The organism is Flavobacterium circumlabens (assembly GCF_004345565.1).
In the GTDB taxonomy this organism is placed as follows: domain Bacteria; phylum Bacteroidota; class Bacteroidia; order Flavobacteriales; family Flavobacteriaceae; genus Flavobacterium; species Flavobacterium circumlabens.
This window is the reverse complement of record NZ_SLWA01000004.1, coordinates 392708-406265: the sequence shown is the minus strand read 5'-3', so window position 1 is coordinate 406265 and position 13558 is coordinate 392708. Positions and strand designations below refer to the sequence as shown.

At 34.5% G+C, this 13558-nt stretch carries 2 protein-coding genes; both read left to right on the top strand.

Annotated features, from left to right (window positions below):
• Window positions 1-16 precede the first annotated feature (16 nt).
• Entirely contained in the window at window positions 17-1177 is a 1161-nt protein-coding gene (locus EV142_RS12655) for a hypothetical protein (protein WP_132036252.1), read from the top strand.
• Between the two features lie 518 nt (window positions 1178-1695).
• The gene (locus EV142_RS12650; protein ID WP_132036250.1) at window positions 1696-13548 is read left to right on the top strand and encodes an SDR family NAD(P)-dependent oxidoreductase; all 11853 of its coding nucleotides are present in this window, start codon (window positions 1696-1698) and stop codon (window positions 13546-13548) included.
• Window positions 13549-13558 lie beyond the last annotated feature (10 nt).

Sequence of the window (13558 nt, the reverse complement as noted above, 5' to 3'; positions counted from 1 at the left end):
ACATAAAAGCCATATTTTGATAGATAATGATAAAATATATGAAATTGAATTATTAAAAAACAGGGAAAGTTATTTAATATTATTTAAGGAAAATTATTTTTCTGTCAGTCAGTTATTTTATGAATTATTGGAGGAGTTGAAAAATAACAGTCATCAAAAAGAAAAATTTATTGCAGCAAAGAAAATTAGCTGTGAGAATTATGAGGAACTTTCACGTATAGTTTCCGGTAAACTGGACTATATCGTTAGTGAAAAAAAAAGAAAAAAAAGTTATATTAATCTGGCAATAAATATATTGTCTGAAAAAAGAGTGATACAGATTTCTAACTATTTGTCCTTTTTCTTTAAGAAAGCCATCTTCAGGTTATTGTTTCCAATTGCTATTTTCGCCGGAATTGCCTCTCAGCTTATTTTAAGTTTAAATTATCGAAATCATTCCTTACTCGATATGTCATGGCTGGACTATGTATTTGTTTATTTTACTTTGTTGGTTATTATGCTTTTTCATGAACTGGGGCATTCATCTGCCAGCAATTATTTTAAAGTTGAGCCCAAAGAGATTGGTTTTGGGTTTTATATCATATTTCCGGTTTTATATTCAAATGTAACACGCATTTGGAAATTAAATAAAAATGAAAAGGTTATTGTTAATCTAGGTGGAATTTATTTTCAGGGTTTGATAAATTGTTTTTTGTTGTTTTTTCTGGTCGTAAATGAAAACAACAATTCATTTACTTATTTGATGCTTATAATAATAAAAACAAACCTTTTCGTAATGGCTTATTCGTTAATTCCATTCATCAGAAATGATGGCTATTGGATCGTTTCTGATTATTTTAATATAATCGATTTAAATAAAAAGTCTTACACCTATATTTTTGATCTGATCAGAGGAAAGGTTAAGCTCAAATATTTTTTATTAATTTTTAGTATTGGTCAGTATTCATTTGTTTTTTATTTATGCTGCCACTTTTTACTAACTATCCCACTTACAATGTCTAAGTTTATATTTTATGTTTTAAATAATGGTTTTTTGAAGTTAGTTTCATTAAATGCCGGGTTACTATTTCAGATGTTATTTTCGCTATTTATTGGAATTATGGCCTTAGTTGCATTTTATAAATTTATTAAACTTCTATTTGAGAAAAAAAAAGATCAAATTTCATTAAAATTATAAATTACGCAAAAGTTAAATTTTATAATATATTAATATTTCTTTTAAAATGTATCGTAGCGGATTTTTTGATATTCTATATTTTAAATGATATTCATTTATTCGAGTATAAGAAAGCCGCTATGTGTGATTGCTCCTTAAAAGTAAAATAATATCAAGACATGGTCATTTCTGTATCATATTTATAGATGCAGAGTTGGCTTTTTATTATAATTATAATATATGCCTTTTACATATAAGATATAGGGAATTAAATACTTGCACCGTTTTATTTTGGTCGTTTTATAAATATCGACACTATATTTATAAATGTCGATTGCTTCCATTTGTTTTGAATGACTCCTTCATCTAGTTTTGGTCTTATTTAATTAGAAAACAATATTTCATTTCATGTATTGATGTTATTAATAACGCTTGATTCGATTCTCTTAAATGTAAAGGGCGATGATTTTTGACCAATTGAATATGTAAAATACAAACAACATTGAGTGTTAAACCTATAATTAATTATTAATTTTAATATGTTAAATTTATTAAATACATGGAGTCATGGGTATATTGTAATACCTGTGATTACTGCATTTCAAGATCACAAATCATTTGAGATTTTATCTGATAAAACAATAAAAAATGAAGATATAGGGCAGATACTAAATGGTAATGAAGGCTATTTAAAAGCTTCGTATCGAATACTAAAATCTTTAGGCTGGATAGAACAAATTTCACATACCGAAGATAAGTTAATCCCTAACAAAATTCAAGTTGCACCAAAAGGTCTGGTTGATTTAATTGCAACCGATAATGTAAGTCATAACGCAGAAATAAAACAGGTAGTAATCTTTAATAATTTTTTACTACAGCTTCGCGAAGGATGGGGAGTAAATGAGCCGTTTTTCAGATCAATGCTTGATGGCATGTTATTGGCACCAGTTTTTTTTTATTTGTATCACAAGAAAGAAAAAGGATCACATAAATTTGATGAGAATTGGTTTCACTCCACTATTAAAGCTGATCTGATTGATTTGTTTATTGAAAGAAATTGGTTGGTATATGAGGATAATGAGTTAACGTTCTCTAGTTTTGGGAGTGGGTTTGTAGAGCGTAGTATGAATTTTGGAACTGTTATTTCATACAATTCCTTACTTCTTAAGCTTGATAGTCTGATTTTCCATGATGCCAACGAGGTTTTTAGTCATAGTCAGGAAGGACACGAAAATCATGTTGATCGTACCTTAAATGTTATTTCAAGTGGTTTTCAACACAAAAAATATTTTGATGAAGTAGATAATATTATAGTCAATTTATTTGATAATGAATTGTTTACGGAGCAGCCCAAATACATTGCCGATATGGGGTGCGGCGACGGAACCTTTTTAAACCGAATTTATAATATTATAAAAGACTATACAAAAAGGGGGAAAGTGCTGGATATTTATCCATTGACTCTCATTGGAATTGATTTTAATGAAAAAGCACTTATTGAAACACAAAAAACATTACATAATATTCCCCATATAACTATTCATGGTGATATTGGTGCTCCACAAAATATTCCGTCTGATTTAAAAGCCTACATTGATGATCCTGAAAATATATTGCATGTCAGATCTTTTTTAGACCATGATCGTCCCTTTATTGCAGCTCAAAAAAAGGTCTATGAAATCGATTCAGAAAGTTTTAGTATTGGCGATAAAGGTAATTTAATAACACAACACGAAAGTTTTGGAAGTCTTGTAGAGCATTTTGAAAGATGGGGATCTTTACAATCAAAATTCGGAATGTTGATTCTCGAAGTGCACTCACTTCCATCCAATATTGTAAATAAATTTTTGTCAGAATCTGAAAATTTGCATTTTGATGCTTACCATGCTTTTTCACATCAGCATTTGGTCGAGGCATCAACTTTTATTTTGGCTGCGGCCGGAGCCGGATGGTTTGTTGATCGTGATCAGTTTAAAAAATTTCCTGGACAATTGCCTTACTCAAGGATAACCTTAAGCTATTTTAAAAAACACAATTATATAATTCGTACTCCAAATATTCAGGATATAAAAGAGCTTTATGAGCTTGAAAAGAAATGTTGGCCTCAAAATCTAAGAAAAAAGCAATCGGTTATAAAACAACGGATTTTAAATAATCCATTCAATCATCTTGTTGTCGTAATTGATAATAAGATTGTAGGAGCTGTTTATACTCAATTTATAGCAGATATTGATTTACTTAATAAGATAACATTTGAAAATATTGATGAGTTAAGTGTTCAGAAATCACAGATTGTTCAATTACTGAATTTAAATGTTGATCCTGAATACCAGCATATGGCCTTGGGGGATCATTTGCTTAGCTTTTTATTAGATCATTTAAAATTGAAAAATCACGCAACCCATGTAGTAGGAATAAGTCGTTGCAGGGATTTTAGCAAACAGAAAGCACTGAATTTTGAACAATATGTTTTTTCAAAAAACGCTAAAGGAGAACCTTCAGATCCGATCTTGAAATTCCATGAACTACATGGGGCAACTATTGTGAAAGTACTTGAAGGATACAGAAAATTTGACGTTGAGAATATTGGGAACGGGATCTTGATCCAATATGACTTGCGAACTGAAAATCAACGCCAGGAAAATCAATCTGTGAATGGAAATAAATTTTATTCACAGCAGGATATCTCAGCAGATATTGAATATAAAATAAAGAAGCTTTTAAGGACAGAAGACCAATATCATCTGACTTATCCATTAATGGAAATGGGATTAGATTCTGCTGATTTAATGGAACTTGGTGTATTGATTACAATTGATTACAATATCGAAATCGCGCCATCTTTCTTTTTTCAGTTTAATTCTCCAAAAGCAATTATTGAAGAATTAATTAAGGATTTGGATGTATTGAAACAAAACAATACCAAAGTTGATACAGATACGGAAAAACAACCTGAATTAGAATATTCTGAAAACGATGTAGCAGTAATTGGCTATCGCTTTCGCTTTCCTAAAGCCAATACTAAAGAAGAACTTTGGGAAATTTTGGCTACGGGACAGTCTGCTATTCAAACAATTCCTGAATCCCGAATTCAATGGCCTGATTGGGTAGATGATCACGTTCAAAAAGGTCTAAAAATGGGCGGATTTATCGATGAAATTAAAACATTTGATCCTGCATTTTTTAGAATCACTCCCAAAGAGGCAGAACTTATGGATCCTCAACAACGAATTTTGCTTCAATTGACATGGGAGTTGTTTGAGAGCGCAGGTTACAAATCTTCTGATTTTAAAGGAAGCCAGACTGGAGTTTACATTGGAGCAAGTGGAAGTGACTACGAATTGTTGTTAAGGGAAGATAAAGGAGAAGATTCATTAACAGGCACAGGAACCTCAATGGCTTTACTGGCCAACAGATTATCTTACTTTTTTGATCTTGAAGGGCCTAGTGTTCAATTGGATACTGCTTGTTCTTCTTCGCTGGTAGCGATTCATGAAGCTATAAAATCAATTAAATCAGGAGAATGTAAACAGGTTGTTGTTGGCGGGATTAATATCATTTGCCATTCGGCAAGAAGTTTAGCCTACCAAAAAGCAAATATGTTGAGTGAGAATGCGAAATGCAGCACATTTGATAAAAATGCAAATGGCTTTGTAAGGGCAGAAGGAGCAGCAGTATTACTTTTAAAATCACTTAAAGACGCAATTGCAGATAAGGATGAGATTAAAGGAATTATAAAAGGGTCTGCAATTAATCATGGTGGTCTGTCTGGCGGATTAACTGTTCCAAATCCTGATAAGCAAAGAAAATTGGTAGAAAAAGCATTTGAAAATGCTCAGATAGCCGTAGAACGTATTAGCTACATAGAAGCTCACGGAACAGGAACCAGTCTGGGTGATCCTATAGAAATAGCCGGATTAACACAGGCATTTAAAAATAGAAAAAGCAAAGAGGATGGTGGCAATAGCTTTGCTGAAAAGTTTTGTGGAATTGGCTCTGTAAAAACCAATTTAGGACATCTTGAAGCAGCTTCAGGAATGGCAGGAATGGTAAAAGTGCTGCTGTCTATGGAAAAAAGAATTTTGCCGCCAACAATTAATTTTAAAGATCTTAACCCAAAAATTAATCTTCAAAATACGCCCTTTTATATTGCCGACACTTTAAAGTCCTGGGAAGGAGAAGGAAATAATACAAACGTAATCGCAGGTATCAGCAGTTTTGGTATTGGGGGTGCAAATGCGCATGTTGTAGTACAAAGTTATCATACCGTTAAAAAAAATCCGATAAGGGTGCCAAGACAATTAGTTTTTATTTTATCCGCCACAAACGAAAACCAATTACGCAATTATGCACTAAAACTGCATTCCTTTTTAGACGAGGAGATAGATCTTTTTAATCTTGCCTACACTTTGCAGGTGGCGCGCGAAGAATTTTGTGTACGCTTAGCCATTGTATCGGCATCCATATCTCAATTGAAATTCGAACTTTCAGAATATCTTTCTGGCAAAACTTCTAATGTTACCCATTACAGAAAAGTGGTAGATGTTATAGGTGTTGATTCGGAAGTACGTAATAGTGATCCAAATGAGATCGCCATAAACTGGACAAAAGGCCATAATATTAACTGGAGTATAATTGATTCTGATGTTGAGCGCACAAAAATTGAAATCCCCACTTATCCCTTTTCGAAAGAAGAGTATTGGATTCCTCAATCAGAAACTACCTCTCAAAATGAAAACTGGAAACCGGTCTTGTGCTTAAAACAACCCAATCAGCAAGGAAGATTATTTTCGTGCACTTTATCAGGAAATGAGTCATTTTTAACAGATCATATCATCAACGGAGAAAAAATCCTTCCAGGAGTTGTATCCGTCGAAATGGCCAAACATGCTGTAAAAGCAGTTACAGGACGAAGCATTACCGCATTGAAGAATGTAAATTGGTTCAAGCCACATATAGTGAATGGTCCACAGGAAATTTTCATAAAAATTTTCACAAAAAATAATGAATTAAATTTTGAAATTTTTACAGAAGGAGAAGCAGAAGTAAATTGCAACGGAAGTTTTGATACTCAGGAAGTATATGCTGATAAAAGTATTAATATTCACGAGTTACAATATCAGCTTTCTGCGCAGGGACAAAAGGAATATTGCTATAAGATTTTAGGTGATAATAATTTTAAATATGGTCCTACGTATGCTATAATTGAAAGTATAAATTACGGTATAGATGAAGCACTTTCCTTCATTTCTTTTAAAGACGATTTTAAAGGAAAAGAATTATCTAATCTTGGTATTATGGATGCTGCATTGCAGACTTGTTTATTGCAAGGCCTTTTGTCGGGTACGGAAACAAGTGTTACTGTTCCTTACAGTGCCGGAAAATTAATGTTTTATGATGTAATTCCAGATCAGGTTTGGTGTTATGTACAAAAAAATAGTTCAGCAAATATTTTAAGTTACAATTTGCAATTGTTTGACCAGAATGGACATTGTCTTGCAGTTTTTAACGATTTTGTTTTTCTTAAAAGCAAAGTAAAATCAGAGCAAAGTAATCTGCAAAAGCCATTCTTTACTGAAACCTGGAAAAGAATACTGGCTATGGATACTCCCAATACGCCTTATGTAAAAGGTGTGTTAATTAGTGGTGGCGAGAACTTAAAAATAGCGAAAGAATTTGAGCAATTTCTTAAAAGGGAAGGATGTAATATTAGTCATTATGAAAAAGAAAACTTAACAATTTTTGATGAAATCTACTTTTTTCAGGGAATACAAACAGAAAATACAATTCCTGAGTTAAACGTTTTTCAGCAAATTAAAAATCTTATGGCTGATGTCGGAGAAAAGGATATAGCCTTAACCGTATTCACGCAAAATACACAGCAAATATTTGCTGGTCAAAAGGTAAACGATCATGGAAGTGGAATTATTGGTATAATGGGGTCACTTTCAAAAGAAGTACCGCACTGGAAAATACGAATAATAGATCTTGATACTGGTCATACAGATTTTAGCCAATTATATAAAGTTCCGTTTAATGGCCAGATTACAGCAGTAAGAGAAAACAATTTTTATCAGCGCTTTTTGATGCCTTTGTCTTTAGTGCAACAGCAATCTTCTATTTTTGAAACCCAAAAGGTCTATGTAATCCTTGGAGGAGCCGGTGGAATTGGAAAAACTACGACAAAGTATTTGGTAAAAAAGTATCATGCGCAAATCGTATGGTTGGGACGCAGTGCAGAAAATCAAAATATTGTTGAAGACCTCGATTATATTGCAACATTGGGTCCAAGGCCTTTATATATACAATGTGATGCACGTGACCTCGATCAGGTAAAGAATGCCTATCAAATCATTAAAAGAAACTTTACAGCAGTTCATGGAATATTTCATTCGGCAATTGTACTCAATGATAAATTGATTAAAAACATGAGCGAAAGTGATTTCGTGAGTAATTTTTCGACAAAGCAGGCTACAAGTCAGAACCTGATAAAAATCTTTAATGAAGAACCATTAGATTTTATTTGTTTCTACAGCTCTATTCAGTCTTATTGGACTGCTATAGGTCAGGCCAACTATGCAGGTGGGTGCACCTTCATTGACAGCTTTGCCAAAAGCCTTGAAAACAAAGCTGAATGTCCGGTTTATACTATAAATTGGGGGTATTGGGGAGGTGTTGGTATCGTTTCAGACGAAAGTTACAGGCTTGCAATACGTGCGAACGGAGTAGACAGTATTACAGAAGAGGAGGGCATGCAATTTCTCGAAACAATACTATCCAACAACATTAAAAAAGTTACGGCAATCAAATTATTAACTCAAGCTTCGCCGGTTATGGAATCTTGTTTGTTTAACAAGAGCGGTACCATCGCTGATCAGAAAAGCCAAATCTCCTATATGGCTGCTGAAAAAGAACAATTTAGATTAAAAAAGGAGATCAGAACCGATCTGGATAAAATTTGTTCCAAAGGAATTTTGCAGATTTTGTCCGGTATGGGCATCGAAAATATACAGCGTTCAGATGTATTTCCAAAGTTATGGGGTTTTAGGAACAATAGTCAATTTAGATATGAGAAATTACTAACAGAAATTATTAGTAAAGCTATAGAATTTGGGCATGCCGTTGAGGTTCAGAATAGATTGATGCTCGATTACAATCTTCGTAAAGAATTGATTCAATGGAACCTTTTAAGGGAACTGGATCATTATGCTATTCAATACCCCAGCTTTAAGGCTCATATTAATTTGTTAAAACAATGTTTTAGTCAGTATGCAGCCATTTTTCAAAATCAGATAAGAGCCACAGAGGTTATTTTTCCAAACGGCAGATTTGATCTTGTCAATGATATCTATAAAAACAATTATCAGTCCGATTATTTTAATGAATTGCTGGGAGAAACGATTTATAACATTATATCAAAAACTGGCAAAAGATTGGATCAGATCAATATTTTAGAGATAGGTGCAGGAACCGGAGGGTCAAGCGATGCTGTATTAAAAAAATTAAATACTCTCGATAATGACTTAAAATATTGTTTTACAGATATATCAAATAGTTTTTTAATTGAAGCTCAAAGTAAATACGCTAATAAAATTTCTTATCTCGAGATTAGAAAACTGGATATCGAGCAAGACATTCGCACGCAAGGATTTGATTATGGGACATTTGATATTGTTTTAGGAACAAATGTGCTGCATGCTACTAAAAACATCACAAAAACTTTATCTAATGTAAAATCTTTATTAAAACAAAATGGTTTGGTAATTCTTAATGAATTGACAGAATCCAATTTGTTTTATTCATTGACTTTTGGGCTGCTTGACGGATGGTGGCTTCATGAAGATAATACTTATAGATTACAGGGAAGCCCGCTTTTGTCTAAAGAGTCCTGGAGACAGGCACTGTTAGAGACAGGCTTTGAAAACGTCGTTTTTTCAGCATCTTCTGAAGCAGGACAAGAGCTAATAGCTGCAAAAAGTAATGGTGTTATTTTTTCGGAAGAGAAAAAAAATGGAAATATTTCGCATGAAATAGAAAAAGAAACCCTGTCTAACACGAGCCAATATGGCAATGCAGAGGCTTTTTTAAAAAGTATTTTTTCGAAAGTGTTAAAGATGAAAATTGATGCTATCAATGAGTTACTAAGCTTTGATCAGTTGGGGATTGATTCTATCCTTATTGGAAATCTGTCAAAAGAGTTAGCACTACACTTAGACAATATTACTACAACACTCTTTTTTGAATATAGAAATTTAAGAGATCTTGCCAATTATCTATCTAATGCAAATCCTTCATTTTTTGATTTGAAAGCTACTGCTGACACAACAAAGACAGAAGTAACAGATACAATTAAGGAACTTGAGCCGCACAAAGAAAGAGTAGCGACAAATGACATAGCGATTATTGGTATTGCGGGCAAATATCCCGGAGCAAAAAATCTAAATCAATTTTGGGATAATCTTAAACAAGGAAAAAACAGCATATCAGAAATTCCGAAAGAAAGATGGGACAATGAAGTTTTCTTTACAGAAGAGAAAGGAAAAGAAGGTACTATTAATGGAAAGTTTGGAGGGTTTATAGAAGGAGTCGATGAATTTGATCCTTTGTTTTTTACTATTTCGCCAAAAGAAGCAGAGCGAATGGATCCTCAGGAACGCCTTTTTCTACAAACCGTTTTTGAAACCATCGGAGAGGCAGGGTATACGCCTGAACAACTATCGGGAGATGGAGATAAAGCATTGCAAACAGGTGTTTATGTAGGGGTCATGTATCAGGAATATCAGTTTCTGGGAATTGAGGAAACTGCAAAAGGAACGCCGGTTGCATTGGGAAAAACGGCTAGTAGTATAGCAAACAGGATTTCTTACCAATACAGTTTTACAGGTCCGTCGATGGCAATCGATACCATGTGTTCCTCTTCACTTACTGCAATTCATCTGGCTTGCAACGATTTGTTGTCAGGTAATTGTGATGTAGCCATTGCCGGTGGAGTAAACATTAGTATTCATCCAAATAAATACCTGATGCTGAGCCAAGGTGCTTTTTTATCCTCAAAGGGAAGATGTGAAAGCTTTGCGCAGGACGGAGATGGTTTTGTTCCTTCTGAAGGAGTAGGAGCAGTGCTTTTAAAAACACTGCATCAGGCAATAAAAGACGGAGATCACATTCATGGTGTCATAAAATCAACAACTGTAAACCATGGCGGAAAAGTTAATGGGTTTACCGTCCCTAATCCTGATGCACAGGCACAAGTCATAAAAAATGCAATTCACAAAGCAGGAATAAATCCGGAAGATATCAGCTATGTTGAAACGCACGGTACAGGAACCTCTTTAGGAGATCCAATAGAAATAAGAGGATTGGTAAAGGCATACAATACCGATAAAAAACAATTTTGCAGTATAGGATCCGTAAAGTCAAACATAGGACATTGCGAATCTGCAGCAGGAATAGCAGGAATAACAAAACTGATTTTGCAATTTAAGCATGCCATGCTGGTGCCATCTATTCATTCGCAAAATCTCAATTCAAATATTGATTTCAAAAATACACCGTTTAAGGTTCAGCAAAATTTGGAACAATGGAAACGAGGCTCTAGCAAACCTTTAATAGCAGGAATTAGCGGTTTTGGCGCTGGAGGCAGTAATGCACATCTGATTCTTGAGGAATATATTGCAAATGAACAACCTATAACTAAAGGAAAAAGCGAACTGATCTTGTTATCCGCAAAAAATAAAGACCGGTTATTAGCATTAGTTTCAGATTTAAGCGAGCATTTGGAAATATACCCTGACAGTAATCTGCAGGAAATTGCTTATACACTTCAAAATGGAAGGCTGCATATGGAAAGCCGATTGGCCTTTTCAGTTCAGTCAGTACGTGAATTAAGAGAGCGTTTGCAGCAGTTTTCTGAAGGAAATTTGACTTATTTAGCTGTGGGCGATGTAAAAAAGAGGTCTTTTAACTCATTTGAAAATACTAAAATAAACCATACAATTACTGCAAGTCAAAATGAAGATTACAAAATACTTGCGGAATTATGGGTACTGGGAGAGCCAATAAACCTGAACTCATCAGGAATGATAAAGCAACCTTTTAAAGCAAGTTTGCCCGTGTATTCATTTGAGAAAAAAAAATGCTGGATAGCTATTTCAAAAAAGGAAACACAAACTCCTTTAAGCAATTCAAACGCAGGTTCAACATTTGATCTCGAAAATCAGGTCAGAATAAAAATACTGGGTTGGGTAAGCGAAATTTTAAAAATAGACTTGATTGATCTCGATACAGAAGAAGAGCTTGGAGAGTATGGATTCGATTCCGTAACACTGGTGCAATTTTCAACCGCAATTAATCAGTTTTATGAATTAGATCTTGCTCCGACGGTTTTTTATAACTATCCAACTGTTGAGCGTTTAATCGCATTTCTAATCAGTCAGTTTGGTCCTGACTTAATAAAAAATAAGCTTCAGGCAGAAGAAGAAGGATCAGCAAAAAACAGGTTAGAAGAGAAAAAAACAGACCATATCAACCAAACGAATTTTATCGACCAACGCACAAACGGAAACATTCCAATAGCAGTTGTAGGTATGAGCGCACGCTTTCCAGGATCTCCGACCATTGAAGAATTTTGGGAAAATCTGATAGAGAACAAAGATCTGATTTCTAAAATTCCGACCTCGAGATGGAAAACAACAGAAGAGGACATTCAATGGGGCGGATTTATAGAAGGTATAGATGAATTTGATTCTTTGTTTTTTAATATATCTCCTGCAGAAGCTGAATTAATGGATCCACAACAGAGAATTACATTAGAAACCGTTTTCAGAGCCCTGGAAGATGCTGGCATACCGTCAAATAAAATAAAAGGAAGTAATACAGGAGTTTTTATCGGATCGTCAAGTTCAGATTACGCTACGCTGATTAATAAAAATGGGAATGGCGAAGAGTATCAGGCACATTTTGCAACAGGGATAGCAAGCTCAGTATTGGCTAACAGAATATCATATTTGTTCGATTTTCATGGACCCAGTGAACCAGTTGATACAGCCTGTTCAAGCTCCCTGATTGCCCTACACAAAGCAGTTCAGAATATTAGAAACGGAGAATGTAAACTGGCTATTGCTGGTGGAGTGAATGCCCTGTTGTCTCCGGAGTTAAGCCGATCATTTAACAAAGCAGGAATGTTAAGTAAAGATGGAAGATGCAAAACATTTGACGAAAGTGCCAATGGCTATGTAAGAGGAGAAGGAGTTGGAATTGTGGTGCTAAAATCGCTTACAGAAGCCATTGAAAATGGAGATCAAATTTATGCCGTAATTGAAGGCAGTGCTGAAAATCATGGAGGAAAATCAAATACCATGACTTCTCCAAATCCAAATGCACAAAAGGAACTTTTGATCAAGGCATTTAATTCGGCAAAAAAATTACCTAACCGTATTAGCTATATCGAAGCTCATGGCACAGGAACACCACTAGGTGATCCGATAGAAACAGAAGGTCTCAAATTAGCTTTTGAAGTACTTTCAGAACACCAAAGTAATTCGTCAGAACAAGAATACTGTGCTTTGGGTAGTGTAAAAACTAATATAGGCCATTTGGAAGCGGCTGCTGGAATAGCTGGATTTATAAAACTGGTGCTGGCTTTAAAAAATAAAACCATTCCAGGTAATCCGCATTTGGAAAATCCAAATAAATACCTTCAGCTAAAAGGTACTCCTTTTTATTTACAGAAAGAAACAGGATATTGGCCAACATCGGGGAATTTGCCAAGAGTTGCCGGAATCAGTAGTTTTGGTGCTGGTGGCAGTAATGCGCATATTTTGGTTTCTGAATACGATAATGATAAGAAAAAAAGATACGATGGCAGCCAGCAGGCAGTTATTGTTTTATCCGCGCAGAATAGGGAGCGTTTAAAACAAAGGGCCGCTGACTTGTATTCCTACATCGTGAAACATTCCTTCGAAAACCTTCACGACATAGCTTATACCTTGCAGAACGGAAGGAATGAAATGGAGGACCGCTTAGCAATTATAGCCAGTAATATTGAGGAATTAGCCAATAAGCTGGTCAGTTTTATTAACGATGAAAATAGAAACAGTGAAGGTGAAAATATTTTTACCACAAGTGAGATGCAAGGTCAAAAGAAAGCACTCCTTACTCCCGAAGACATTGAAGAGATGATAAAAGTGGGACAATTAGGATTTGTTGCCCTCCATTGGGTGAATAAACAACCAATAAACTGGCTATTGCTTTATAGAGAAACCAAACCCCATAAAATCAGTCTGCCAACCTATCCGTTTACGAAAGAGAGATATTGGTTTCCGGTAAAGCATGAAAGCCAAAATCAGGAAATGAAGCTGCATCCGTTATTGCATTTTGAAATAGAAGAATAAGTAAGATTAA